The following is a 25,917-nucleotide window of genomic DNA, read 5'->3' on the forward strand; positions in this document are numbered from 1 at the left end:
CGTGACCACCACCCCCGTCCACGCGACCACGACCGCGTCCCCGCCCCGGCTGGCCTACATCGACCAGCTGAGGGTGGTGGCCGCCCTCGCCGTGGTGATGATCCACGTGTCGGCCATGCACTGGGGCGACACGCCGCCTGCGTCCGCCGACTGGCAGGCGATGAACGTCTACGCCGCCGTCAGCCGGTGGTGCGTGCCGGTGTTCTTCATGATCTCCGGATCGCTGTTCCTCGCCCCCGGGCGGACGGACACGCCGGCGAAGACCTGGCGGCGCCACATCCCGAAGCTGCTGGTGATGTACCTCGCCTGGAGCGCCGCCTACACGGTGCTGAGCGCCGTCTTCCAGCGCACCGCCGACCCGGTCTTCCTGCTCACCCACCTGTGGGACGGCTACTACCACCTCTGGTACCTGCTGGCCCTCGCCGGGGTGTACGCGCTCATCCCGCTGCTCCAGCGGGTGGTCGCCGACGACGCCCTCGCGCGGTACTTCGTGGTGCTCACCGGGGTCGCCAGCCTCGCGGTTCCCACGCTGGCGCTGGTTCCGGTGGCCGGTGACCTGACCGCCGATCTCGTGCAGCGGGTCGGGCCGTTCCTCGCCGCGGGTTTCCCGTTCTACTTCGTGCTCGGGCACCTGCTGCACGAGCACGGCGACCGGCTCTCGCCACGCACCCGTGCGCTCGTCTACGCCGGCGGTGGCCTGGGGGTGGCGGTGACGGTGGGCGGCACGGCGTGGGCCTCGGTGGCCCGGGGGACGCAGGTCGGCGAGTTCTACGGCTACCTCACCCTGGGCGTCGCCCTCGCCGCGGCGGCGGTCTTCCTCGCCGTCCGCACCCGGGCCGGCGGAGCGGTCACCGGACCACGGCTCGCCACGGTCGCCCGCTGGACCCTGCCGATCTACCTCGTCCATCCCGCGTTCGTGCGGATCTTCCAGGAGCTCGACCTCACCCCGCGGCTGCTGCCGAGCGTGGTCGGCGTCCCGCTGGTGTGGCTGGCCGTGCTCGCCCTCAGCGTGGCGACGAGCGCGGTGCTCGTCCGCATCCCCGTGGTGAATTCCTGGCTGGTCTGAGCCGGCCGGCGACCCGTCCGCGACGAGGGCGGACGCCCGAAGACACCCGGACGCGTGATACCTGCTTTGCGTAGATCTGCCCAACCTGCCTGCACGCATTCCCCACGCCTTGGCAGGCCCGGAGGAGGTCTGGCAGACTCTGTACCGATCGACAGACCGCTTGGGGGAGTAGGCGTCGATCCGGTCCATCCGGGGGGGTTGGGCCGTCGGGGGTTTTCTGGTCTGAGCCGGGGGGATCATGACCACTTTCAGCACGTATCTCGACGCACTCACCAGCCACGCGGGCACCGACAGTCGTGCCCGCAAGCACTGGCTGCTGACGAAGGCAGCGCAGCACACGTTCCTGCTTCTCAGCGACCTCGTCGTCCTGTCCGTCTCGATGCTCGTCGCCACCTACGCGCGGGTCCTGCTGCCGTTCGATGGTGGCGAGGAGTCGGCACACGTGATGGCGACCACCGCGCCGCTGGTCGCAGCAGGCTGGCTGGCGATGATCTACGCGTTCGGCGGCTACCAGCTGCGCCACCAGCGGGCCGGGGCCACCGAGTACAAGCGCGTGGTGATGGCGTCCTTCACCATGGCAGGCCTCGTCGGCATCGGCAGCTACCTGCTCAAGGCGGAGTTCCCGCGCGGCCTGTACGTCCTGCTGTTCACCGTCGGCACGGCCGGGCTGGTGCTCACCCGGTTCACCCGCCGCAAGGTGATGGCCACCGTCCACCGCCAGGGCGTGCTGCTCACCCCGATCATCGTGGCGGGCGAGAGCGGCCACGTGGACGCCATCGCCAAGGTGCTGCGCAGGGAGACCTGGCTCGGCTACCGGGTCGTCGGCGCCGTCACCCGTGACCGCGTCGACCACACCACCGCCGGCCTGCCCGTCCTGGGCTCGGTCGCGGACACCGTGGAGGTGATCGAGGAGCACGACATCGCCACCGTCATCTTCGCGGAGGGTTCCTTCGCCTCGCCTGCGGACTTCCGCCGCATGGCGTGGGAGCTGGAGGAGAAGGCCGTCCACATGATCGTGGTGCCCGCGCTGACCGACGTCAGCGCGCAGCGCCTAGACGTCCGGCCGGTGGCCGGCCTGCCGCTGGTGGACGTGGACCGTCCCCAGGCGATCGAGGCGGCCCGGTGGATCAAGCGCCTGTTCGACGTGGTCGGCTCGGCGCTGCTGCTGCTGCTGGCCTCACCGGTCATGGGACTGGTGGCGCTGGCGATCAAGCTCGAGGACCGGGGACCGGTGATGTTCCGGCAGACCCGGGTCGGGCGCAAGGGGCAGGTGTTCGAGTGCCTGAAGTTCCGGAGCATGAGCGTGGACGCCGAGGCCCGCCTCGCCGCGCTCATGGCGAAGAACGAGGGCGCCGGACCGCTGTTCAAGATGACCAACGACCCCCGCATCACCAGGGTCGGCCGGTTCATCCGACGCTTCTCGCTCGACGAGCTGCCCCAACTGTGGAACGCCCTCCGCGGCGACATGAGCCTGGTAGGACCCCGCCCGGCGCTGCCCACGGAGGTCGCTCAGTACGACTCCGACACCCGACGACGACTCGACGTACGACCCGGCCTGACCGGGCTGTGGCAGGTCTCAGGACGCTCCAACCTCTCCTGGGACGACACGGTCCGCCTCGACCTGTACTACGTCGACAACTGGTCGATGGTCCAGGACCTGATGATCCTGGCCAAGACCGCGAAGGCCGTCGTCGGCTCTGCGGGCGCCTACTGAGCACCCGGTGGCGTCGGCGCGAATCCCCCCCGGCGCCACCGGACGTCTCGCGACGACCGGCACGGCTCAGCCCGCCGTGCCGGTCCCCTCGCCAGGGTCCCGCGACTTGAGCAGTCGCGCCGGCACGCCGCCGTAGATCCCGTTCGCCGGGTAGGCGCCGGCCGTCAGCACGGCCCCGGCCGCCACGATCGACCCGTCACCCAGGGTGACCCCGTCGAGCACGGTGGCCTTCGAACCGATCCAGCACCCGCGGCCGATCCGGATGCCCTGGTGGCTCACGCCCTGGTCGCGGATCGGCACGTCCGGGTCGTCGTAGTTGTGGCCCTCCGAATGCATCGAGACGAAGTTGCCGATGATCGTGTCGTCGCCGATGGTGATGCCGCCCGCCGCGCCGTAGAGGCAGTCCGTGCCGAGCCCGACGTTGTCGCCGGCGGTGAAGCCCACGCCGAGGAAGCGGAGGTTGCCGATGCACTCGATGCGGCTGTTCCGGCCCAGGGAGGTGCCCGCACCCAGCGTCACGCCCTTGTCCGACATCGCGTCCACGCGGCTGTGGTCGCCCAGGGTGACGCCGGGGCCGCACCGCAGCAGGTGACGGGCCCGCAAGCCCACCCCGCGTCCGACGAACGGGCGGTTGGCGTGCAGCGGGAACCGGTAGAACCCGCGCAGCTTCATCATCGCCCGCTCCAGCGTCACGACGCCGAGGTAGCGGGCGTCGATGCGCGGGTCGATCTCGTAGGAGCGTCCCTTCAACCGGGACACCAGCCGGCTCAGCAGTGCGCTTGCGTCCATCGGGCTCCTCCGGGCGGTCGGGTCCAGACGTCGGCGGGGCACCGCCGTGCTGCCACGCTAGCGAGAAGCCCCCGCCGCCGCCAGACCGCGTCGGGGCCCGGCGCCTCAGGGCCGGCGCAGGGTGACGTCGAGCAGGACGTCCTGGCTCAGCGGCGTCGCCAGCGTGACGCGGTCGCCGGCAACCGTGGTGGGCAGCACCTCCGCGCTGTTGCGCAGCCACGCGGTGGACGCGACCACCGCCCAGCCCTTCGGCACCTGGACCGACACCGACAGGCCGGTGTCGACCAGGTCGGCCTGGCGCGCGACGACGAGGCGGTAGTGCCACGCGCCGGTCGCGTCCGGCACGGGCCCGGAGAGCCCGGGCACGGGGGCCGCGGCTCCCGCGCGCACCGCGTCCGGCACGTGGGACCGCAGGTCGGTGGTGACGTGCTCGCCGAGACCGACGTCGAGCGAACGGGCGAAGGTCGGCAGTCCGGTGGCGTCGGTGAGCGACTCGTCGACGGCTCCCCCGGTCCGGGTGGTGCCGGCGGCGCGGTGCACGCGCACGTAGTTGGAGAACTGCGTGTTGAACCGCCCGAGCACGTTGCGGGCGCTCTTGCGGTAGTCGAGCGTGAGCCGGGTATCGGCACTGCCGTCGTCGTTCAGGGTCACCGCGTAGTCGAGCGCCTTGGCGACGTCCAGGTTCCCCTTCGCCGGCGGTGCGATGACCGCGTTGCTCACGGCCAGCAGGTCGGTGGTGTCCGCGGGCGGGTTCAGGGCGCCGGACCAGCCCGCGGCGACCAGGTCGGCCTGGGCGTCCGGATCGGTCACGTAGAGCTGGATGTGCTTGTCGTTCGCCGAGGACGCGAGCGACTCCATCGTCGGCAGGAACTCGTCGTCGCCGAGGCGGAGCAGGCGCTCCATCACGGTCCGGGCCAGCGAGACGACGGCGGTCTTCTTGCCGTCCAGTCCCTGCCCGCTGAGCTCGACCTGCACCACGTAGTTGAGCCGCTCGATCAGGTTCTCCGCGGTGAAGGCCGTGTCCGACTCCGGCACGCGGATCGGCCCGAAGACCTTCAGCAGGTCACGGATGGTCGGCAGGTCGATCGCGATGATGCCGTCCACCTGCGGCTGGTCCATGCTGCCCCACAGCCTCAGCATCACGTCCGCGCTGGTCGGGAAGTCCATCCACCAGCCGGCGGCGCGGAAGAACAGGTGGCGCGAGTTCACCTGGCGTCCGTCCGGGATCGGCAGGTTCAGGGTGTCGTTGGGCAGGGTGTAGATGTCGGCGAACGTGTCCAGGCGCAGGCCGTCCGGGCCGATCTCGACGAGGCCGTAGGTGCCGGGCAGTCCGCCGGTGGGACGCAGCTGGGCGTTGTTCTGGGCCAGCAGGATGAACCGGTGCTGGCCGGAGTAGAGGTAGCGCTCCAGGCCGAGCAGCGCGTCGCTGCGGGCCAGCAGCGGACGCAGCGGCGCGAGCCGGTCGCGCGCGTCGGTGACCGCTTCCGCCAGCGGCCCCACCAGGCCGTCGGCGGACAGCCGGTCGTACCGGCCGGCGACCACCGTGAGCGAGGTGAGGCTGGCGTCCAGGCGCGGGCGCGCGAGCGTCAGCAGGCGACCGAGCCGGTCGGGACCGGTGACCGCGGAGGCCTCGTCGAGCAGCCGAACGCCCTCGGCGCCGGCGGTCGAGCCCTCGACGCCGATGGTCGCGAGGTCGTCGGCGGCGTCGAGCTGGTCGCCCAGCCACCAGGTGCCACGCAGCCAGGACGGCCCGAGCAGGTCACGCGCCCGGGAGAACTCGTCCCTGGCCTTGTCGAAGCCCGCGAGCGCGGCGGCGGTGTCCCCGCCCTCCAGGCTCTTCAGGGCGGCCGAGGCGTCGGCCTTTCCGGCCCGCGCGAGCGCCTCGAAGTCCTTCGCCTGCCGGTAACCCCACCAGCCGACCGCGATGACGGCCACCACGACGACGGCAGCCACGATCCACCAGGCCGCGCGCTTCACGCGGCAACGATAGCCGCCGGGGACGAACGGCCCCCCAACGACGGGCGGCCCGCCGGTGTACGCACGGCTTCGGACGCCGCGCCGGCGGCGCCGTCCGGCTCGGTAGCGTTGGTCCATGCCTCGAATCGCACCGTTCCCGGCCATCCGCTACGCCCCGGGCACCGACCTCCAGCTCGTGATCGCACCGCCGTACGACGTGCTGTCGGAGTCGGACGTGGCCGAGCTGGCCGCCCGCGACCCGCACAACATCGTGCACGTCGACGTGCCCACCGGCGGCGACGACCGCTACGACGCCGCCGCCCGGACGCTGTCGCAGTGGCTGGCCGACCGGGTCCTCGTGCGCGACGACGCACCTTCGCTCACCATCTACCGGATGGCGTTCACCGACGCCACCGGCGCAGCCCGCACCATCGTCGGCGTCCTCTGCGGCCTGGAGGTCGTCGACCTCGACGCCGGGGGCGTCCTGCCACACGAGCGCACCACCCCGAAGGCGGTCACCGACCGGCTCGACCTCACGCGCGCCACGGCCACCAACCTCTCTCCGGTCTGGGGGCTCTCGCTGGCCTCCGGCCTCACCGCCGCCCTGGCCGAGCCCGGCGAGCAGGTCGGCGAGATGGTGGCCGAGGGTGTCGTGCACACGGTGGAGCGCGTGAGCGACCCGGCGCGGATCGCGGCGATCACCGAGGTCCTCGCCGCCGACGACGTGCTGATCGCCGACGGCCACCACCGCTACTCGATCTCGCGCACCTACCGCGACGAGGTACGCGCGGCCACGGGGCGTGACGACACCGACGCCGAGTTCACCCTCACGTTCGTCAACGAGCTCGTCGCCGACCAGCTGAGCATCGAGGCGATCCACCGGGTCTACACCGGCACCACGATCGAGCAGCTGCGCGCCGACCTGTCCGGCTGCTTCGACCTGGAGCCGGCCCCGGAGCCGTCCCCGTCCCTGCTCGCGCGCATGGTCGACCTGGGACGGCTCGTTCTGCTCGCTCCCGACGGGACCGCCGAGTGGCTGGTGCCCCGGCCGGGCGCGTTCGACGGCGTCCGCGCGCTGGACGGCGCGTACCTCGAGCACGCCCTCGCCGCCTCGGCCGCAGAGGTCTCCTACCAGCACGGCCTGGACGAGATGGTCGCCCTCGTCGGCTCCGGCACGGTGGCCGCCGGGATCCTGATCCGGCCGACCTCGCTGGAGGAGATCCAGCGGACCGCACGCGAGGGGCTGCTGATGCCGCCGAAGTCGACGTTCTTCACGCCGAAGCTGCGCACCGGCCTGGTGGTGCGGCCGACGGCGCCGCTGCCCTGATCAGCCGGTGGCGTCCGCCCGCCTCGGGCCGGCGCCGCCGAGCCAGAGCATGTAGCCGAGGCGGGCCGCGACGGCGAGCACGAGAACAGCGGCTCCAGTGACGGCCAGGTCGGGGCGTACCGACTTGACGAACGTGGTCGAGGACGACGGCGTCCACGCGGCGGCGATGCCCATCAACGCCGTGCTGGGGCGACGAAGACCTCGAACGATCCCGGCAGGCTGAACACCCACATCAGCATCCGGGTGAGCACCGGGTACTCGACGGTGACGAGCCGGCCGGTGGCCGGGCCGAGGAACGGCTGGAGAGGGCACCAGCCCGCCGAGCCTAGTGCGGGCGGTGTCCCCGGGGATGCCGGACACCACGGCATGGCTCTAGCCTTCGGGAATGGCAGACAGCATCTTTCCCGGCATCGAGACCCACAAGGGCGGCCACTACGCGGTTCTCGACGCCGGCGCGCACGTCCTGGCGTGGACGCCACGAGGGCAGAACCCCGTGCTGTGGGTGAGTCCGCTCGCCGTGTTCGCGCCCGGCACGGCAGTCCGCGGCGGGATCCCGGTGGTCTTCCCGTGGTTCGGGGCCGGGCCGTCGGGCGACCGGAGGCCGTCCCACGGCTTCGCACGCACCGCCGCCTGGCGACGGACCGCGGTCACCAACGACCTCGCCACCAGCGGACGGCTGGAGGTGCGGCACGCTCTGGACGCGTCGGGGCTGGACGCGACCGGGCTGGACAGCGAGCCGTTCGAGGCCGAGCTGGTCTCGGAGTTCACCGCCGGGCAGCTGGCGGTCTCCCTCGTCGTCCGCAATCCCGGTCCGGGCGCCTTCCGCTACGAGGAGGCCCTGCACACCTACCTGGCCGTGAGCGACGTGGGCGCGGTGTCCGTCGACGGGCTGTCGGGGTGCACGTACCTCGACAAGGTGGCGGGCGCGGCGGCCGTCCAGGACGGGCCCGTCCGCTTCACGGGCGAGACCGACCGGATCTACCGGCACACCGCCGAGGTGGTGGTCGACGACCCCGACTGGGGGCGCCGGATCGCGGTCGGCAAGCAGGGTTCGGCGAACACGGTGGTGTGGAACCCGGGCCGGGAGAAGGGCACCGCACTGGCCGACGTGGGCCCGAACTGGCCGGGCTTCGTGTGCATCGAGGCCGGCAATGTCGGGGACGACGCGATCGAACTGGCCCCGGGCGAAGAGCACATCCTGACCCAGACCGTGCGCCTGTCCTGACAGTGTTCGGAGTTGGGCCCGTGGAGACGGAAGGTTCGCGAACTCGATAGCCTGACCTCGTTCAAACCAGCGTCGAGGAGAAGTCATGGCATCCCGCATCGAGAACGCGGAGTTCCGTAAGAAGGTCACGACCGCCGAGGAGGCGGCCAAGCTGATCAAGCCCGGCATGAACGTCGGCTTCTCGGGCTTCACCGGCGCGGGCTACCCCAAGGAGGTCCCGGTCGCCCTCGCTGCGCAGATCAAGGAGGCGCACGCCCGCGGCGAGGAGTTCATGATCGGCATGTGGACCGGCGCGTCCACCGCCCCCGAGCTCGACGGTGCCCTGGCCGAGGTGGACGGTGTCGCGTTCCGCACCCCGTACCAGTCCGACCCGATCATGCGGAACAAGATCAACGCCGGCATCTCGGAGTACTCCGACATCCACCTGTCCCACCTCGCGCCGATGGTGTGGGAGGGCTTCCTCGGCAAGCTGCACACCGCCGTGGTCGAGGTCACCGCCATCGCTGAGGACGGCGAGCTCGTGCCGTCCTCCTCCGTCGGCAACAACAAGACCTACCTGCAGGAGGCCGACCAGATCATCCTCGAGGTCAACAGCTGGCAGAGCCGCGACCTGGAGGGCATGCACGACATCTACTACCGGGCCGCCCTGCCCCCGAACCGCCTGCCGGTGCCGCTGACGCACCCCGGTGACCGGATCGGCCAGCGCAACTTCCGCGTCGACCCGAAGAAGATCGTCGCGATCGTCGAGACCGACTCCGAAGACCGCAACACCCCGTTCAAGCCGCTGGACGACGACTCCCGCGCGATCGCGAACCACCTGCTCGACTTCCTGGCCAACGAGGTGAAGCAGCACCGGCTGCCGAAGAACCTGCTGCCGCTGCAGTCGGGCGTGGGCAACATCGCCAACGCGGTGCTCGCCGGCCTGCTCGAGGGCCCGTTCGACTACCTCACCTCCTACACCGAGGTGATCCAGGACGGCATGGTCGACCTGCTCGACTCCGGGAAGATGACGATCGCCTCGGCGACCGCGTTCTCGCTGAGCCCCGAGTACGCCACCAAGATGAACGACAACGCCAAGGCCTACCGCAGCAAGATCATCCTTCGGCCCCAGGAGATCTCGAACCACCCCGAGATGATCCGCCGGCTGGGCGTCATCGCCTGCAACGGCATGATCGAGGCCGACATCTACGGCAACGTGAACTCCACCCACATCATGGGCTCGAAGATGCAGAACGGCATCGGCGGCTCGGCGGACTTCACCCGCAACGCCTACATCTCGGCGTTCGTCACCCCGTCCACGGCGAAGGGTGGCGCGATCTCCGCGATCGTCCCGATGGTCTCCCACCACGACCACACCGAGCACGACGTGCAGGTGCTGATCACCGAGCAGGGCCTGGCCGACCTGCGCGGCCTCTCCCCGAAGCAGCGGGCAAAGAAGATCATCAACAACTGCGCCCACCCGGCCTACAAGGACATGCTGCAGGAGTACTACGACTTCGCGCTCACCGTCGCCAACGGCCTGCACACCCCGCACGACCTGCGGACCGCGCACAGCTGGCACGTGCGCTTCCTCGAGACCGGGACGATGCTCCCGGCCTGATCGCGGCCAAAGGGGCCCGGCACCGTCCAGCGGTGCCGGGCCCCTTGCCTTTCGCCCCACGTCCGCGCGCCCACCCGTCCACTCGCCCCACGAGCCTCGCTGGCCCCACCCGCCCCACCATCCGTCCGCGCCTCCGAAGGCAACCCTCGCTACCGAGATTCCGGCAGCAAGGGTTGCGATCGGGAGCGAACGCGGGACGGGGCGTGGCTGGCGGGGGAAGCCCAGGGGGCGAACGGCCGACAACCGAAGGCGATCCCAGCGGCGGCCCGGCATCCGCCGCCCCGGGACGTCCTGCTCTCCGTCCGCGCCCCCGAAGGCAACTCCTGCTGCCGGAATTCCGGCAGCAGGAGTTGCGTTCGGGGGCAAACGCGGGGCGGGGAGGGGGCGAGCGGAGGGGAGATGGAGAGGGAGGGAGGGGAGGTGGCGAGAGAGGGAGGCGGACGAGGCTACGGGAGGAGGAGGGCCTGCAGTTCCTCGACGGTGTCGACCAGCGCGTCCGGGCGGGCGGCGACGAGCGCCTCGCGGGTGGCGGCGCCCCAGCTGACGGCGATCGCCGCCATGCCGGCAGCGCGAGCGGCGAGGACGTCGACGGCGGCGTCGCCCACATAGGCCGCCTCCTCGGGACGGGCGCCGAGCCGCTCGAGCGCGAGCAGCAGCGGGTCCGGCTCGGGCTTGTGGACGGTCGTGTCCTCCATCGCGACCGTCACCTCGAGCAGCCCCTCGAGCCCGGCGTGCCGGATCGTGGTCTCCGCGGACGACCGCCGCTTCGACGTGGCGACGCCGAGCCGCGCACCGGCGTCCCGCAGGGAGCGCAACAGCCCGGGCGTCCCGGGGAACTCCTCCAGCAACTCCGGCAGGTGGGCGAGGTTCCAGGTGACGTAGCTGTCGATGAGCTCCCGGGCGCGTTCGGGGTAGCGGGAGCCGAAGGTCGTGTACAGGGGCTCGCCGATCCACCCCCTGGCCTCCCCCGGACCCGGACGTTCCCCCAAGACATCCAGCATGGCGTGCTCGTAGGACGCGATAATGAGCGGGACGGTGTTCACCACCGTGCCGTCCAGGTCGAAGACGACGACGGGCCAGCGTGGTGAGGACACGACCGTGAGGATACGACCCCGCGACAGGGAGGAACGCAGGTGACCATCCAGGCGCACCGCCCACGAGGCCGGCGCCCCGGCCGCACGGACACCCGTGCAGCGATCCAGGCGGCGGCCCTCACCCTGTTCTCGGAGATGGGGTACGAGAAGGTCTCGCTGCGAGCCATCGCCCGCGCCGCGGACGTGGACCCGGCCCTGATCCACCACTACTTCGAGAACAAGGCCGACCTGTTCGCCCGGTCCGTCCTCGACATCCCGCTCGACGCAGAGCGGATCGTCGCCGACATCCTGGCCGGCCCGGTCGAGGGGATCGGCGAGCGCACGATCCACGCGTTCCTGAGCGCCTGGGACCAGCCGGGGGCCGGCGACCGGTTCACCGCGATGCTGCGGGCGGCGGTCACCGTCCCGAATGCCCGCCGTCCGCTCAGCGAGTTCATGACCCGAGAGATCCTGGTGAAGGTCGCCGAGGCGCTCGGCCACCCGAACGCACGCCTGCGCGCACAGCTCGCGGTGAGCATGCTGCTGGGGCTCGCGCTGAGCCGCGACATCCTCGAGCTCCCGTCGCTGGTGAAGGCGCGCAACCCGGTGCTGGTGAAGGTGCTGGGACGGGCGCTCCAGACCCAGCTCGTCGACCCGTGGTGACGACGTAGGCTGGGCCACCCGGCAGGAGGTTGGATGACCACGGACGAGACCGCCGTCCCCGAGCCCATCGCCACCCTGGACGCCCCGCCCGTCCCGGTGGCGATCGTGCCCGACGACCCGCGCACCGGCGAGCCCCGCATCCCGTGGGTGGTCCGGATCGCGTCGGTGCTGAGCCAGCTGGCCGTCGCCGTCGTGATCGGGTCCCTGCTGTGGGTCTACTGGAGGGCCGTGGACGTCGACGGCTTCGCCTCCGCGTCATGGTTGATGGGCCAGTTCGTCACCGAGCCCGGCTCGCTGGGCCGCGTCCTGCTCGCGGTGGCGGTGACGGTGATCGCCCTGGTGATCTGCGCCCCGCTGGCCATCACCGGCTACTACGCGTGGACGGGCTACCGGTGGACGCGGGTGAGCGGGCTCATCGGCGCCGCGGTGAGCTTCGGTGCGCTCACCCTCGTCCCGCCCGCCTGGGCGGCGATCCCGCTGGCCGCGGGGGCCGCGGGTCTCCTGTGGCTTCCGGCCGCCACCCGCTACTTCGCCGCCTGGACGGCACGCCGCCACCCCGCCGAGGTGTTCGCGCCGCCGACGACCGACGTCTACTACGGGCCGCTCCCGCGCTACCGCTGAGCGGAGCCGCGGGGGCCGGCGAAATCGCGGGGGCGCTGCGTAACCTTCGTGCGGCCCGGAGCGGTTACCTGTGTGTGAGGCGCTCCCCACGCCTCGTCAGGTACGTGACACCCGACCCCCGAAAGAGGTTCACATGACCCGCTCGAAGCTGAGCCGGAGCGCCATCGGCGCCGCTCTCGGCACCGCCGTGGCCATCTCGATGAGCATGGTCACCTTCACCCCGGTCTTCGCGGACACCCTGCCCCCGCAGATCACCTGGACCAACCCGATCGCCGACGGCGCGACGTTCACCTACGGTGCCGTCCCGGCAGCGCCCACCTGCACGGCGACCTCCGAGGACCCGGCCGTGGTGCTGAAGTGTGACGTCGACGGCTACAGCGTCGAGGTCGGCCAGCACACGCTCACCCCGATGGTCAGCACCCAGCTGCCCGATCTGACCTGGGGCGCTCCCGAGGCCGTCACCACCGCGGCGACCTCCTACACCGTCGAGGCGTGGAAGCTGAAGGGCTTCTACTCTCCCGTGAAGGACGGCAAGATCACCCGCAAGGCCGGCTCGACCATCCCCTTCAAGTTCAAGGTCTACGTCGACGGCGTCAAGGAGAAGGACAAGGCCGTGGTGGCCAGCTTCCTCGCCCAGCCGGTCGACTGCACGACCCTCGTCGCGCAGGGCGCCCCGGTGCCGGTGACCTCCACCCACAAGGGGTTCACGCTGAAGTACCGTGACGGCGCGTTCCACCAGAACTGGAAGGTGCCGGCGGTCAAGGCCAAGGGCAGCACCAAGAAGCTCGCCAAGCCCTGCTACGACGTGCGGATGACCACCCAGGACGGCTCGTTCCTCCAGGCCTTCGTCACCGTCAGGTGACCCCTTCCGGGCCGGTGCGTCGGATGAGTACCCCGCGCTGACCCGTCACCCCCGCTCCACCGGCGGCCGGCCCTCTCCCTGGGGCCGGCCGCCGGTGCGCGTGCCGGGGAGCGCCCGGCGGGACGGCCACCGGTGACCGCCTCCTCAGCTGGGCTCAGGGTTCGAGCGGGAGCAGCAGGGCGCCCGCGTGGGGCGGCAGGACGACCGACGTCCCCAGCAGCCGCGCCCCGGACGGCGTCGCCCAGCGCAGCTGGTGCCGCCCGCCGAGGTCGACCGTCGCCTCCGTGTCGCCGAAGTTGACCACGACGGCCGGCCCGCCGCGTCGCATCAGGAACCAGCGGGCGTCCTCGTCGACCCGGCAGCTCGTCGTCGCCAGCGAAGGGTTCGACAGCTCGGCGTACTGCCGGCGGAGCGCGATCAGCTCGCGATAGGCCTGGAGCACCACCCGGTGCCGGCCGCGGTCCCGCTCGCCCCAGTCGAGGCGGGCGGAGGCGAGGGTCGCCGGATCCATCGGGTCCGGGACGGTCGCGGGGTCCCAGTTCATCCGCGCGAACTCTGCCAGCCGGCCCTGCGTGATGGACGCGGCGAGGTCCGTCTCCGGGTGCCCGGAGAAGAACGGGAACGGGGTGCCGGCCGCCCACTCCTCCCCCATGAACAGCATCGGCGTGAAGGGCGCGGTCAGGGTCACCAGCGCTGCGCACGCCAGCTGGTCGTCGTCCAGGTGGGCGGCGGGACGGTCACCCGCTGCCCGGTTGCCCACCTGGTCGTGGTTGGACGCGCAGACGACCAGTCGCCAGCCCGGCACCGTCGCGCGGTCCAGCGCCCCGCCGTGCTCGCGCCCGCGGAAGCTCGACCAGCTGCCGTCGTGGAAGAAGCCGCTCTCGCACACCTTCGCCAACGCCGCCAGGGGGGCGAAGTCGGCGTAGTACCCCTCGGTCTCCCCGGTCAGCGCCACGTGCAGCGCGTGGTGGAAGTCGTCGCTCCACTGTGCATCGATCCCCCGCCCGCCGGCCTCCCGCGGGCGCGTCAGCAGCGGGTCGTTCTCGTCGGACTCGGCGATCAGGGTGAGCGGGCGTCGCAGGTGGGCCGACAGGTCGGACGCGACCAGGGCCAGCTCCTCGAGGATGTGCGTCGGGGAGCGGTCGACGATCGCGTGCACCGCGTCCAGCCGCAGGGCGTCCACGTGCATGTCGACGAACCAGTGCCGCACGTTGTCGCACAGCGTGCGGCGCACCTCCGCGCTGTCGGGCCCGTCGGTGTTGATCCGGGTGCCCCAGCCGCTCTCACCGTCCTCGCCGGGAGCCCGCAGGTAGGGGCCGAACACGGGAAGGTAGTTGCCGCTCGGCCCGAGGTGGTTGAAGACGACGTCCTGCACGACGGCCAGCCCGAGGCCGTGGCAGGCGTCCACGAAGCGGCGGTACCCGTCCGGCCCGCCGTACGGCTCGTGGACGGCGAACCAGGCGACACCGTCGTAGCCCCAGCCCCGCTCGCCGTTGAAGGCGTTCACCGGCATCAGCTCGACGAAGTCCACGCCCAGTTCGACGAGGTGCGGCAGGCGCGCGATCGCCGCGTCGAGCGTGCCTTCCGGGGTGAAGGTGCCCAGGTGCAGCTCGTAGACGACGCCGCCGGCGAGCTGGCGCCCGGTCCAGCCCTGGTCGTGCCAGGTGAAGCCGGCCGGGTCGAAGGTGCGCGACAGCCCGTGCACGCCGTACGGCTGCCACCGCGTCCGCGGGTCGGGCAGCGGCTCGGTGCGGTCGTCGACGAGGTACCCGTAGTCCACCCGCCCCAGGGGCTCCGGCTCGGCCGGCGTCCACCAGCCGTCGGCCGACCTCGTCATCGGCACCACCCGGTCGCCCACCTGGAGCCGCACCCGCTCGGGCAGTGGCGCCCACACGTCGAAGCGCCCGCGTTCGCCGGCGCGCCGCTCCTCGCGGACCAGCAGGGCCACCGGGTACTGGGCGAGCACGTCGGCCAGCAGCACGGCCCCCTGCTCGTCCGTGGCCAGCCGGCGCCCCGAGACCAGGTCGCGCCAGCGGCCCTCGGGCAGCGCCAGCCAGGTGCCGCGCCACCCGCCGGACGCCGCCAGGCCGACCGGGAGGCGGGTGGCGAGCGCGATCGCCCCGCCACGATCGAAGGCGACCAGGTGGCCGGCGGCCGGCCCCTGTGCCGCCAGCGGGGTGTACCCGGTGAACAACTCGGGATGGTCGCGGCGCAGCGTGAGCACCTGGTGGCACAGCAGGAGCTTGGCCGCGCCGTCGTCCTCCCGCCCGTCCCCCAGGGGCGGACGGGCGCCCGTGCGCACCTGGTCGAGCAGGTCGGCCCGCGCGGCGAAGCCGACCGGGCGCCGGTTGTCCGGGTCGACCAGGCTGAGCTCCCACAGCTCGCTGCCCTGGTAGAGGTCGGGGACGCCGGGGATCGCGAGGTCGAGCAGCTTGGCCGCGAGCGCATTGCTGCGTCCCGGCGCCGCGACCACGTCGAGCACGCGCTCGAGCACGGCGGTCACGCGCGGGTCGTCGAAGGCCGCGTCGACGCACGCCTGGAGGGCGGCCTCGTACGCGGCGTCGGGAGCGGTCCAGGCCGTGCGCTCCTCGGCCTCGCGCATCGCCTTCTCCGCGTACCCGTGCAGGCGCTCGCGGTCGGCGGGCCACGCGCCGAGCACGGCCTGCCACAGCAGGTTGGCGAAGCCGGGGTCGGGCACCGGCACGAGGGCGAGCAGCTCGGCGAGCGCCTCCTCCCACAGCGCCGGCACCTCGGCGAGCACGCTGATCCGGGCCCGCACGTCCTCGCCACGCTTGGTGTCGTGGGTCGTACCGGCCGTCATCGCCTGCGGCCACTCCAGCTGGCGGCGCTGCATCAGCGCGTGGAACTCGTCCACCCCGACGCTGAACAGGCTCGGGTCTCCCCCCACCTCGTTCAGCGAGGTCAGGCGTGCCCAGCGGTAGAACGCGCGGTCCTCGACCCCCTTGGCCATCACCATGCCGGAGGTCTGCTGGAAGCGTTGCGCCGGCCCGGACGCACCGTCGGCCAGCACCGGATACAGGGCGTCGAGGAGCGCACCCAGGTCGGGACGGTGCTCCCACGCGAACCCGAAGGCCCGGTCGAGGTACTCCCTGCCCTCGGGGAGGTAGGACCGGTACACCTCGAAGTCGGCGAGCAGCTCGGCCACCGCTGCCGCCAGCCGCTCGAGGTCGGGGGGATCGGCGGGATCGAGGACGGCGACCACCTCGCGGGCGATCCGGCGCACCTCCGAGTTCAGGATGCCGTCGGCGACGACCAGCTTGCCGTCGTGGACGAGGCGTCGCCAGTCCACGGGACCGCCACGCAGCCGGTCCTCCAGGGCGGTCAGCGGGGCCTCGCCCGCCGGGTCGACGAGCACCCGGTCGACCAGGGCCATCGCGTCGTAGCCGGTGGTGCCGGCGGTCGCCCACGTGGACGGCAGCTCCTCCAGTTCGACGCCGTCCGCGCCACCCTCGATCGAGAGGATCTTCTCCACCAGCACGTACGCGCCGCCGGTCAGCCCGGCCAGGTCCTCCAGGTAGCGGCCGGGGTCGCGGAGCCCGTCGGGGTGATCGACCCGCAGTCCGTCGACCAGCCCCTCGTCGAACCAGCGGCGGATCTCCGCGTGCGACCGGGCGAACCATTCGGGGTCCTCGACCCGGATGGCGACCAGGGTGTTCACCGCGAAGAAGCGCCGGTAGTTCAGCGTCCGGTCCGCCTCCCGCCAGCCGACCAGCTGGTAGTGCTGGCGGGCGTGCACCACGTTGGGGTCCTCGTCGCCGCCGCGGACGGTGTCCGGGGCGAGCGGGAACCGCTGGTCGTGGTAGTGCAGCTCGCCGCCGAGCACCTGGAGGTGGTCGATCCGGACGGCGTCAGACCCCGGCTCGACGAGCAGGTCGTCGTCCCCCACCACCGGGATGCGGAGCTTGCCGCCCCCGGCCTCCCAGTCGATGTCGAAGGCGGAGGCGTACGGCGAGTCCTGCCCGTGGGTGAGCACGTGCCACCACCACTCGTTCTCCCACGGCCGGGCGACGCCGACGTGGTTGGGCACGATGTCCACCAGCACGCCCATGCCCAGGCGGCGGGCCTCCGTCGCCAGCGCCGCCAGCCCGGACGCCCGTCCCCGCGACGGGTCGATCGCGCGGTGGTCGGCGACGTCGTAGCCGTGCTCGCTCCCCGACTCCGAGGCGAGCAGGGGCGACAGGTAGACCCAGTCGACGCCGAGCTCGTGCAGGTAGCCGAGGATCCGAGCGGCGGCGACCAGGTCGAAGTCCTCGGTGATCTGGAGCCGGTAGGTGCTGGTGGGGGTGCGGGGCATGGGTTCCTCTCAGCGGGCCTGCTCTGCCATCACCGCGACGGACGCGGCGGCCGACATCTCCACCTCCGGCGTCACTCCGGTGTGCTGCATGAGCACGAGCACGCTGTGGCCCGGCAGCTCCCGCGTCGACCCCGCGGGCAGCGGCGCATCGTCGAGGACGTCGGCGGCGGTGTCCACCTCGACGTTCCAGGACGCGGCGTACTCCTCCGCGGGCAGCGTGAGCTGGACGGGGTCGGAGCCGCCGTTGAAGTACAGCAGCGCATGGTCGTCCACGATCCGGTTGCCGGTGGCATCGGTGCTGGGGATGCCGTCGCCGTTCAGGTACATGCCCAGCGCCCGGGCGCCGGGGGCGTGCCAGTCGCCGTCCTCCATCGGCCGGCCGTCCGGGTGCAGCCAGACGATGTCGTTGAGGCGCTGCTCGTCGTCGGTGCGGACGGCTGAGCCGGTGAAGAACCGCTTGCGGCGGAAGATCGGGTGCTCGGCCCGCAGCCGGGCGACCGTCGCGGTGAACTCCATCAGCGGCGTGTCCAGCTCGTCCCAGTGCACCCACGAGATCTCGGAGTCCTGGGCGTAGGTGTTGTTGTCGCCGCCCTGGGTGCGCCCCAGCTCGTCGCCGTGCAGGATCATCGGCACGCCCTGGCTCAGCAGCAGGGTGGCGACGAGGTTGCGCTGCTCCCGCGCCCGCGCCGCGAGGATGTCGGGGTCGGTCGTCGGCCCCTCCACCCCGTGGTTCCAGGAGCGGTTGAAGCTCTCGCCGTCACGGTTGTCCTCGCCGTTGGCCTCGTTGTGCTTCTCGTTGTAGGACACGAGGTCGCGCAGCGTGAAGCCGTCGTGGGCGGTGACGAAGTTGACGCTGGCCACGGGCCGCCGCGCCGAGTGCTCGTACAGGTCGGCCGAGCCGGCGATGCGGGCGGCGAACTCGCCGAGGTTCGGCTCGCCCCGCCAGAAGTCGCGGACGGCGTCGCGGAACTTGCCGTTCCACTCCGACCACTGCGGCGGGAAGTTGCCCACCTGGTAGCCGCCGGGACCGACGTCCCAGGGCTCGGCGATGAGCTTCACCTGGCTGATCACCGGATCCTGCTGCACGAGCTCGAAGAACGCCGACAGCCGGTTCACGTCGTAGAACTCGCGGGCCAGCGCGGAGGCGAGGTCGAACCGGAACCCGTCCACGTGCATCTCGGTCACCCAGTAGCGCAGGGAGTCCATGATCAGCTGCAACGAGTGCGGGTGGCCGACGTTGAGCGAGTTCCCCGTGCCGGTGTAGTCCATGTAGTACTGCTTCTGGTCATCCACGAGCCGGTAGTAGGCCGGGTTGTCGATGCCCTTGAAGCTGAGCGTCGGGCCCAGGTGGTTGCCCTCGGCGGTGTGGTTGTACACCACGTCGAGGATCACCTCGATGCCGGCGGCGTGCAGCGTCCGCACCATGCCCTTGAACTCCTGCACCTGGCTGCCCGGGTCCTTGACCGAGGAGTAGTCGGCGTGCGGGGCGAGGAAGCCGATGGTGTTGTAGCCCCAGTAGTTGCGCAGCCCGCGCTCGAGCAGGTGGGCGTCGTGGATGAACTGGTGCACCGGCATCAGCTCGACGGCCGTCACGCCCAGGTTCTGGAGGTGCTTGATGACCGCGGGCTGGGCGAGCCCCGCATAGGTGCCGCGCATCTCCTCCGGCACGTCCGGGTGCAGCTGGGTGAGGCCCTTCACGTGGGCCTCGTAGATCAGCGACTCGTTGTAGGGGATGTTCAGCCGGCGGTCACCGGTCCAGTCGAAGAACGGGTTGATCACCACAGAGAACATCATCTTGTCCGCGGAGTCGTCGTCGTTGCGCGAGTTCTCGTCCCCGAAGGTGTAGCCGAACAGCGACTGCCCCCAGGCGATCTCGCCCTCGGTCGCCTTGGCGTACGGATCCAGCAGCAGCTTGTTCGGGTTGCACCGCAGTCCGCGTGCCGGGTCGTAGGGTCCGTGGACGCGGTACCCGTAGCGCTGGCCGGGGTCGACCTGCGGCAGGTAGCAGTGCCACACGTACGCGTCCACCTCGGTCAGCTCGACACGGGTCTCGTTGTGCACCTCGTCGAACAGGCAGAGTTCGACGCGCTCGGCCACCTCGCTGAAGAGGGCGAAGTTCGTCCCCCGCCCGTCATAGGTGGCACCCAGCGGGTACGGCGATCCTGGCCAGACTTGCATCGGTCCTCCTCGGGTCTGCGGTGCCAGACTAGCCATGGCACCCGCAGGCGCGGCAGACGGTGCCGACCGCTACCGTTACCGCCGTGGCGACCAGCGACATCATCAAGGCCATCGGCCAGGCGATCATCGACGCGCTCTCCCCCCGGCCGGCCGGCAGGCGCCGGCCCGGGCGGAGTACCCCGCGTCCGCGTGCCCGAAACCCCCGGACGGACGGCTATCCCGGCGACTTCACCGGGCGGTGCGAGCTGTCCTACGACCCGCACCCGGGCCGGCTCGCCGACCCCGGGGAGGTCGTGTGGACCTGGGTGCCGTACGAGGAGGACCACACCAGGGGCAAGGACCGCCCCGTCCTGGTCATCGCCCGGGACGGCCACTGGCTGCTCGCCCTGCCGATGACCAGCAAGGACCACGACCTGGACGCAGGCCAGGAGGCGTCGGAGGGCCGCTACTGGGTGGAGATCGGCCGGGGGTCCTGGGACTCCTCCGGACGGGTCAGCGAGGCGCGCGTGAACCGGATCGTCCGCGTCGACCCGGAGAAAATCCGCCGGGTGTCCGACCGGGTCAGCAGGGACGTGTTCGAGCGCGTGGCCGCCGGGGTGCGCCGGCACTGGTGAGCCGCGACGCCGGCGGGCGACGCCCCCGGACGCGCCCGGCTGCGCACAGAAACCGGCATGGATGGATCCTTTCTGGTCGTGCGGGCCCACCGCCCACCCCGGCCCCGGGGGCCGGGCGTACCCTGAAGGAGCAATTGCGCCCAGCAGAGGGAAGCCGGTGGGATTCCGGCACTGACGCGCAACCGTGAGCCGGCTCGCCGGCGAGTCGGGTCACTCTGCTCGGCGCTCGGCCCTTACCCGCTGTCGCGCACGCACGGGAGGCGGCGAGACCCGTCGTCCGTGCAGCAGCAGAAGGATGACGACGATGAGCGTTGCCCGACCGCTCGGCGTGAGCCACGCCGACACCCCCCGCCGGCTCGAGGACGTCCCGGCCCCCGTCGCCGTGCGCCCGTTCACGGCGCTCGAGCTCGAGGAGGCCTGGTCGGACTGGTCCTGCTACTCCCCCGTCCTCGCCGACGTGATGCTCGTCCTCGCCCGCACCGGCCTGCGCTGGAGCGAGGCCAGGGCCATCACCGTGGCGGACGCCGACCCGGAGGAGATCGTCGTCGACAAGGCCTCCGGGGAGCGCAGCGGCCTGCACGCCCTGCCGCCCGAGCGCGTCCGGCACGTCCCGGTGTCGCCGCGGGTGCGCCCGATCATGCGCCGGATCGTCGCCGGGCGGGACGCCGACGAGCTGCTGTTCACGACCAGCTTCGGGACGCCGCTGAACCGGGCGATCGTGCTGCGCCGGCTGAACTGGCCGGTGACCGGACGCGGCCGCCACCTGCCGGACCTGCGGCACACGGCCGCCTACCTGTGGCTGGAGGAGGGCGTGTCCCCCGGGACCGTGCGGTCCTGGATGGGTCCCACCCGACTGGCTGGCTGATGCCCCCGGGCGGGACCCACCTCAGCGGACGTTGAGCCCGCCGACAAGGACGCAGCGCCGACGACGGGCGAAGGTGCGCGCGGACGTCAGCCCCTCGCCGGTGGGGCCGGCGATGGTGAAGCTGCAGTACCCCTCGCCGCCGATCCCGATACCGGCGTAGGACGGGCCGTTCTTGACGAAGATCGTGGTCTGGATCCGCTTGGCCATCCGGGTGAGGGCGTTGACGTCGGTGGAGTGCATGATCGCGGTGTGGCGGTTGCCGTGCTCGGCGATGACCGCCATGTCGATCGCCTCGGCCACGTTCTTCGCGCGCACGATCGGCAGGATCGGCATCATCAGCTCGACCCGCACGAACGGGTGCTCGAACGGCACCTCGGCGATAATCAGGCGCGTCCCGGGCGGTGGCACGACACCGATCGCCTCGAGGATCCGCCAGGCGTCCTTGCCCACCCAGTCGGTCACCGCGTGGCGTCCGTTGACGACCAGGGCCTCGAGCTTCGCGATCAGGGCGGGATCCCGCAGTTCGTACGCGCCGTTCTTGGCCATCTCGAACTTCAGCAGGTCGGCCACGCACTCGACAGCGATCACCTCCTTCTCCGCGGTGCAGGGCAGGTTGTTGTCGAAACTGGCGCCGTTGACGATGTCCCTGGCCGCCTTCTCGATGTCGGCCGTGGCGTCGACGACCGCCGGCGGGTTGCCCGCACCGGCGCCGATGGCCTTCTTGCCGCTGGACAGCACGGCCTTCACGATCGCCGGCCCGCCGGTGGCCACCAGCAGGCGCACCAGCTTGTGCTGCATCATCGCGTTGGTGTTCTCGATGGACGGCTCCGCGACGGTCACGATGAGGTTCGGCGGCGCCCCGGCCTCGGCGAGCGCGCGGTTCAGCTCGCGGATCAGCCATTGGCTGATCTTCGTGGCCCGCGGGTGCGGGCTGAACACGACGGCGTTGCCGGCGGCGAGCATCCCGATGCCGTTGTTGATGATCGTCTCGGTCGGGTTCGTGGTGGGGGCGATCGCGCCGATCACGCCGAACGGGGAGATCTCCACCGTCGTCAGGCCGTCGTCACCGGACCACGCCTCCGTGGTCAGGTCCTCCGTGCCGGGCGTCAGCTCGGCCACCGCGCGGTTCTTCGCGATCTTGTCCGTGATGTTGCCCATGCCGGTCTCCTCGACCGCACACCGGGCCATGTACTCCAGGTGCTCGGGCACGAGGGCCACGTCGCGGATCACCCGGACGAAGCGCGCCCGGTCCTTCATCGAGCAGTCGAGGTACGCGCGCCAGGCGGCGTCCGCCGCGACGATCGCGCTGTCCATGTCGGGGAAGATGCCGTCGCTCACCGGGGCCGGCGGCTGGTTGCCGAGGACCTCCCGGAAGACCTCTTCCACGACCTTGCGGACGATCTCAGGGGTGATATCGGTCATGAGTGGCTCGCCTCCTGGGCTGTGTTCAATGCGTGCGTGACGATGCGGACGTCCTCGTCGACGGTTCCCCCCGACACCCCGATGCCGCCGGCGATCCGTCCGTCGACGAAGACCGGGAGACCACCGCCGAAGACGACCACCCGGCCGTCGTTGGAGTTCTGGATGCCGTGCAGGTCGCCCGAGGGCGCGGACGGGTCCTTGAGCGCCGACGTCGGCAGCTTGAACGCCGCCGAGGTGAACGCCTTGTTGACCGCGATGTCGATGCTGCCGAGCAGCGAGTCGGCCATGCGGTGCAGCAGCATCAGGTTGCCGCCCTCGTCCACGGCGGCGAAGACGATCGGGACGCCCATCGCCGCGGCCTCGGCCTCGGCCGCCTCGGCCATGGCCTTGCAGGCCGCGAGGTCGAACACGGAAGCCGGTCCCGGCCGGCCGGGAACCGCCCCCGGGGTTGCCGGGGCGGCACCCAGTGCCCTGGCCACCGCGTCGCGGACGAGGGTCTCCACCCGCCCGAGGTCGTGGTGGTGCTCGGTGAGCCGGGCCAGGGCGTAGAGGGTGTCGGAGAGCCGGTTCAGGTAGGTGACCAGCTCCGGGCGGACGGGGTGGGTCTCGGCCATGGTGAGCACGCGGCGCTCCGCGCGCCGCGTCACGGTCCGCGCCTTGTGCAGGGCTGCGGAGGGGATGTCGCGTCCGGGGACGACGAACGCGCGCTGCGGGCCGGTGACCTCCAGGCACATGTCGATCAGGCCCTCGAGGTCTGCGACGTCGGCGTCACTGATCGTGTTGTCCAGGATCGCCCGTCCCCGCTCGTCGCTGGCGAGCTCCGCGGCCAGCACGAACAGGCGCTGCTGGATCCCGTGCAGGGTGGCGCGGACGGCCTCGTCCATCGCCACGGCCTTGGCCTCGCCGATGGCCGAGTTCGCCTCGTCCACCGTGCCGTAGGCCTCCACCGCCATGTCCTGCTTGGGCACGCGCGAGCCACCGAACAGGCCGGTCAGGCCCTTGTCGCCCGTGCGCGTGTAGACGTTCGGCATTACTCGCCGCCGATCTCCACGGAATCGACGATCCCGACGATCGTGGAGTCGATGGGCGAGTCGGGGCGCGAGGACACCCGCGCCGAGCTGCCCCCGGTCACGATCACCGTGGCGCCGACGCCGGCGCCCACGGTGTCGACCGCCACCTGCGGCATGCCCACGTACTCGTCCTCGATCCCGATCCGCTGGATCACGAGGAGCTTGAAGCCGACCAGCCGCTCGTCCTTGCTGGTGGAGACGACGGTGCCACGCACCTTGGCCAGGAACATCTCAGACCTCCCGGGTGATACGGATGGAACGGGCCGCGGCCAGGTCGCGGGCGAGGGCGGTGACGCGGGCGCCGGCGGTGACCCGCAGTTCGACGCCGTTCGGCAGCTGCTGGACGACCTGCTGGCTGATCAGGCTGCGGGCGCACGGCACCACGCCGGGCGCGGGGGCCGGCATGGCCGCCGCTGGCGAGGCTGTCGCCGGTGCGGCGGAGCCGTCGAGGCCGGCCAGCACACCGGCCACCGAGGTGCCGAGCTCGGCGACGAACGGCGCGCGGCGCTCCTGGTCGCGGCGGTCCCAGGCCGCCAGCGCCGTCCGGCACAGGAAGCGGGACTCGGTCAGCCGGACGCCGAACGCCGCCAGGGCGGACAGGTTGCCGCGGAGCAGGTCGGCGTAGGCCGGTGGCATGTGCGGGAACCAGGACTGCTTGGCCGACCCGTCGGGGCAGATCGCGGTGCGCGAGGCGACCACCAGCCGGTTGGCCATGATGAACTCGCTGAACAGGTTGCTGGCGAGGCAGTCGGCGATGCCGTGGGCCACCTTCGCCGCGATGTTGGAGGTCAGGGTGGGCGCGATGAGCATGTCGTGCTCCTCGACCATCCTCTTGGACACCTCCCGCATGCCGAGCGACCGGATCAGGTCCTGGTCGAGGATCCGCTCCGCGCTCGGGGTCTGCAGGTAGTCCAGCTGGACCCCCTGGGCGGCGAGCACCCGCAGCGAGGCGATCGCGTCCTCGAACCCGAGCAGGCCACCGGTGAACACCACCAGCGCCCGTCGCGGGGAGGGCCCCATCACCTCGAGGATCGCCGCGCGGACGATGTCGCGCAGCTCAGCCTCGGTCATCGCCGACCTCCTTCATCGGAATGCCCAGTGGCGTCACGAACAGCGGCTCGATCGGGCGCACGACCGGTCGTCCGAGCCGGGACGCGAACACGTCCGGCGCGTTGGGGAACGAGCTCGACCCGCCGACGAGGTAGACCATCGGCACGTCGCGGCCGGCCAGGGCCGCCGCGGCGATGGACGCCATCTTCTCCAGCGTCGGCCGGATGACCCCGACCACGTCGTCACGTCGGGCCGGGTCCTTCTTCATGGCCTCGGCCTCGTCGTAGTCGATCCGGTACGCCCCGGCGAGCACCAGCGACATGTGGTGGCCGCCGGTCGCCTCGTCCACAGACAGCACGACCTCGCCGTCGTCCAGGATCGAGACACCGGTGGTGCCGTGGCCGATGTCGATCACGCAGCCGTCGGTGATGCCGAGGGTGCGCGCGGCGGCCACCGGCTCGTCGACGACCTCGGCAGTGTCGAGGCCCGCGGCACCGGCCACGTTGCGGAACACCTTGATGTCGCCCTCGCTGATCCCCGGCGGGATCGACACCGACGCCGCGGTGAAGCGGTGGCCGAGGCGCCGCTCGACGTCCTCCTTCAGGCGGCGCACCGCGGTGGTTGCGCCGAGCCAGTCGACCACGACACCGTCGCGGACCACGGTGGAGTGCACCCACCCGCCGGCCACCGGACGGTTCCCGGCGTCGACCACCGAGACCACGATGTTGGCGGTACCGAGGTCGATGCCCAGGCGCATCTCCCCGAGGGGCTCGTCCACCTCACCCGTGCGCACCAGGTGCGCGAAGCGGCGGATGGCCGCCTCGGGCGCCTCGATGGAACGGATGGCCGGTGCCATGGTCGCGGTCACTTCCTGATCAGCTTCCCGAAGTCACCGTCGCTCACGCCGAGGGCGTTCGCCTCGTCGGTGTCGAGGTGGATCTCGGGGACCCAGTCGTCCTTGAGCCGGATGATGAAGTTGTCGAGGACGCCGCCGCGCTGGCCGCCGAACTCGATGCTCACCAGGTCCTGGTCCTTGACGCCGAGGGCCTCGGCGTGGCTCGGGCCCATGTGGATGTGCCGGGCGGCCACCATCACCCCGTGCGGGACGTGGATCTTCCCGCGCGGGCCCTCGATGTCGATCGGGCCGGCCTCGTCCAGGTGCCCCGACTGCGTGATCGGCGCGTCGATGCCGAGGGTCACGCAGTCGGTGCGGCTCAGCTCCACCTGCGTCTTGGCCCGGCAGGGCCCCATCAGGCGCAGCTTGGGGAACGTGGCCCGCGGCCCCGAGACCGACACGGTCTCGACGGCGGCGAAGTCACTGGGCTGGCGGACCCTCCGGTACACGGTCATGGCGTCGAGCCCGAACAGGGTGGCCAGGTCCTCCCTGCTCAGGTGGGCATGGCGGTTCGACACTCCCACCACGATCTGCAATTGCATGTCCTGCAGGCGGCTGAGCACGGTCCGTGTCACCTCCTCGACGAGTTGACGGGTGTCCGGAGCGGCCATG

23 protein-coding genes and 1 riboswitch are annotated in these 25,917 nt (G+C 71.6%); of the genes, 10 read left to right on the forward strand and 13 right to left on the reverse strand.

From position 1 onward, the window contains the following. The first annotated feature begins 1 nt into the window (after position 1). Together ACFQQJ_RS01755 and ACFQQJ_RS01760 are read left to right on the forward strand one after the other, a co-directional pair. Complete coding sequence (locus tag ACFQQJ_RS01755) at positions 2 to 1,066, forward strand: acyltransferase (RefSeq protein WP_377103446.1); 1,065 nt, start codon at positions 2 to 4, stop codon at positions 1,064 to 1,066. 238 nt (positions 1,067 to 1,304) lie between these two features. Further along, a complete protein-coding gene (locus ACFQQJ_RS01760) occupies positions 1,305 to 2,780 on the forward strand; it encodes a sugar transferase (protein WP_377103448.1) in 1,476 nt (491 codons plus the stop codon). Positions 2,781 to 2,846: 66 nt separating this feature from the next. Here ACFQQJ_RS01760 and ACFQQJ_RS01765 read toward each other — a convergent pair whose 3' ends face one another. Further along, positions 2,847 to 3,569 (reverse strand): acyltransferase, encoded by a 723-nt coding sequence (locus ACFQQJ_RS01765; RefSeq protein WP_377103450.1) that lies wholly within the window; start codon positions 3,567 to 3,569, stop codon positions 2,847 to 2,849. Between the two features lie 105 nt (positions 3,570 to 3,674). Then, entirely contained in the window at positions 3,675 to 5,546 is a 1,872-nt protein-coding gene (locus ACFQQJ_RS01770) for a DUF4012 domain-containing protein (protein WP_377103452.1), read from the reverse strand. Between the two features lie 115 nt (positions 5,547 to 5,661). On the opposite strand from ACFQQJ_RS01770, the gene ACFQQJ_RS01775 reads away from it, so the two are divergent. Then, positions 5,662 to 6,852, forward strand: coding sequence for a DUF1015 family protein (locus ACFQQJ_RS01775; protein WP_377103454.1), 1,191 nt, complete (start codon positions 5,662 to 5,664; stop codon positions 6,850 to 6,852). Here ACFQQJ_RS01775 and ACFQQJ_RS01780 read toward each other — a convergent pair whose 3' ends face one another. After that, on the reverse strand, positions 6,853 to 7,026 hold the full coding sequence (locus tag ACFQQJ_RS01780) for a hypothetical protein (protein ID WP_377103456.1): 174 nt from the start codon (positions 7,024 to 7,026) through the stop codon (positions 6,853 to 6,855). Then, a complete protein-coding gene (locus ACFQQJ_RS01785) occupies positions 7,026 to 7,220 on the reverse strand; it encodes a hypothetical protein (RefSeq protein ID WP_377103458.1) in 195 nt (64 codons plus the stop codon). Before ACFQQJ_RS01785 ends, ACFQQJ_RS01780 begins: the two co-directional genes overlap by 1 nt. Positions 7,221 to 7,237: 17 nt before the next feature. Between ACFQQJ_RS01785 and ACFQQJ_RS01790 the strand changes: the two genes are divergently transcribed. Beyond that, positions 7,238 to 8,077: a D-hexose-6-phosphate mutarotase gene (locus ACFQQJ_RS01790; RefSeq protein WP_377103460.1), complete on the forward strand. Its 840-nt coding sequence runs from the start codon at positions 7,238 to 7,240 to the stop codon at positions 8,075 to 8,077. Positions 8,078 to 8,162: 85 nt separating this feature from the next. Next, positions 8,163 to 9,677: an acetyl-CoA hydrolase/transferase family protein gene (locus ACFQQJ_RS01795; protein ID WP_377103462.1), complete on the forward strand. Its 1,515-nt coding sequence runs from the start codon at positions 8,163 to 8,165 to the stop codon at positions 9,675 to 9,677. A gap of 446 nt (positions 9,678 to 10,123) precedes the next feature. Here the strand turns inward: ACFQQJ_RS01795 and ACFQQJ_RS01800 are convergent, their stop codons facing one another. Continuing rightward, complete coding sequence (locus tag ACFQQJ_RS01800) at positions 10,124 to 10,771, reverse strand: HAD-IA family hydrolase (RefSeq protein WP_377103464.1); 648 nt, start codon at positions 10,769 to 10,771, stop codon at positions 10,124 to 10,126. Positions 10,772 to 10,810: 39 nt separating this feature from the next. On the opposite strand from ACFQQJ_RS01800, the gene ACFQQJ_RS01805 reads away from it, so the two are divergent. From ACFQQJ_RS01805 to ACFQQJ_RS01815, 3 genes are all read left to right on the forward strand, one after another. After that, positions 10,811 to 11,413 carry a TetR family transcriptional regulator gene (locus tag ACFQQJ_RS01805; protein ID WP_377103466.1) on the forward strand — a complete coding sequence of 201 codons (603 nt, stop codon included), beginning with the start codon at positions 10,811 to 10,813 and terminating at the stop codon, positions 11,411 to 11,413. Between the two features lie 33 nt (positions 11,414 to 11,446). Beyond that, complete coding sequence (locus ACFQQJ_RS01810) at positions 11,447 to 12,034, forward strand: hypothetical protein (RefSeq protein ID WP_377103468.1); 588 nt, start codon at positions 11,447 to 11,449, stop codon at positions 12,032 to 12,034. 133 nt (positions 12,035 to 12,167) lie between these two features. Further along, positions 12,168 to 12,896, forward strand: a complete 729-nt coding sequence (locus tag ACFQQJ_RS01815) for a PxKF domain-containing protein (protein WP_377103470.1) — start codon at positions 12,168 to 12,170, stop codon at positions 12,894 to 12,896. Positions 12,897 to 13,050: 154 nt separating this feature from the next. On the opposite strand, the gene treY is transcribed toward ACFQQJ_RS01815, so the two are convergent. Together treY and glgX are read right to left on the reverse strand one after the other, a co-directional pair. Then, on the reverse strand, positions 13,051 to 17,211 hold the full coding sequence (gene treY, locus ACFQQJ_RS01820; RefSeq protein ID WP_377103472.1) for a malto-oligosyltrehalose synthase: 4,161 nt from the start codon (positions 17,209 to 17,211) through the stop codon (positions 13,051 to 13,053). Positions 17,212 to 17,220: 9 nt separating this feature from the next. Beyond that, on the reverse strand, positions 17,221 to 19,389 hold the full coding sequence (gene glgX, locus ACFQQJ_RS01825) for a glycogen debranching protein GlgX (RefSeq protein WP_377103474.1): 2,169 nt from the start codon (positions 19,387 to 19,389) through the stop codon (positions 17,221 to 17,223). Positions 19,390 to 19,472: 83 nt separating this feature from the next. Here glgX and ACFQQJ_RS01830 point away from each other — a divergent pair, with 83 nt between their 5' ends. Both ACFQQJ_RS01830 and ACFQQJ_RS01835 read left to right on the forward strand, forming a co-directional pair. Next, complete coding sequence (locus ACFQQJ_RS01830; protein ID WP_377103476.1) at positions 19,473 to 20,003, forward strand: type II toxin-antitoxin system PemK/MazF family toxin; 531 nt, start codon at positions 19,473 to 19,475, stop codon at positions 20,001 to 20,003. Between the two features lie 149 nt (positions 20,004 to 20,152). Then, a riboswitch (cobalamin riboswitch) is annotated at positions 20,153 to 20,217 on the forward strand. A 90-nt stretch (positions 20,218 to 20,307) separates the two neighbouring features. After that, positions 20,308 to 20,868 (forward strand): tyrosine-type recombinase/integrase, encoded by a 561-nt coding sequence (locus tag ACFQQJ_RS01835; RefSeq protein ID WP_377103478.1) that lies wholly within the window; start codon positions 20,308 to 20,310, stop codon positions 20,866 to 20,868. A 21-nt stretch (positions 20,869 to 20,889) separates the two neighbouring features. On the opposite strand, the gene ACFQQJ_RS01840 is transcribed toward ACFQQJ_RS01835, so the two are convergent. Genes ACFQQJ_RS01840 through pduL form a run of 6 tightly spaced genes read right to left on the reverse strand, consistent with a single transcriptional unit; the run spans position 20,890 to position 25,916 of the window. After that, positions 20,890 to 22,290, reverse strand: coding sequence for an aldehyde dehydrogenase family protein (locus ACFQQJ_RS01840; RefSeq protein ID WP_377103480.1), 1,401 nt, complete (start codon positions 22,288 to 22,290; stop codon positions 20,890 to 20,892). Then, the gene (locus tag ACFQQJ_RS01845; protein WP_377103481.1) at positions 22,287 to 23,321 is read right to left on the reverse strand and encodes a cob(I)yrinic acid a,c-diamide adenosyltransferase; all 1,035 of its coding nucleotides are present in this window, start codon (positions 23,319 to 23,321) and stop codon (positions 22,287 to 22,289) included. The genes ACFQQJ_RS01840 and ACFQQJ_RS01845 overlap by 4 nt, the downstream gene beginning before the upstream one ends. Further along, positions 23,321 to 23,590: a EutN/CcmL family microcompartment protein gene (locus tag ACFQQJ_RS01850; protein WP_377103483.1), complete on the reverse strand. Its 270-nt coding sequence runs from the start codon at positions 23,588 to 23,590 to the stop codon at positions 23,321 to 23,323. Before ACFQQJ_RS01850 ends, ACFQQJ_RS01845 begins: the two co-directional genes overlap by 1 nt. Position 23,591: 1 nt before the next feature. Further along, entirely contained in the window at positions 23,592 to 24,431 is an 840-nt protein-coding gene (locus ACFQQJ_RS01855) for a flavoprotein (RefSeq protein WP_377103485.1), read from the reverse strand. Continuing rightward, positions 24,418 to 25,278 carry an ethanolamine utilization protein EutJ gene (gene eutJ, locus ACFQQJ_RS01860; RefSeq protein ID WP_377103487.1) on the reverse strand — a complete coding sequence of 287 codons (861 nt, stop codon included), beginning with the start codon at positions 25,276 to 25,278 and terminating at the stop codon, positions 24,418 to 24,420. The genes ACFQQJ_RS01855 and eutJ overlap by 14 nt, the downstream gene beginning before the upstream one ends. Next, positions 25,275 to 25,916 (reverse strand): phosphate propanoyltransferase, encoded by a 642-nt coding sequence (gene pduL / locus ACFQQJ_RS01865; RefSeq protein WP_377103489.1) that lies wholly within the window; start codon positions 25,914 to 25,916, stop codon positions 25,275 to 25,277. Before pduL ends, eutJ begins: the two co-directional genes overlap by 4 nt. Position 25,917 lies beyond the last annotated feature (1 nt).

The organism is Propionicimonas sp. T2.31MG-18 (genome assembly GCF_964266745.1).
In the GTDB taxonomy this organism is placed as follows: domain Bacteria; phylum Actinomycetota; class Actinomycetes; order Propionibacteriales; family Propionibacteriaceae; genus Propionicimonas.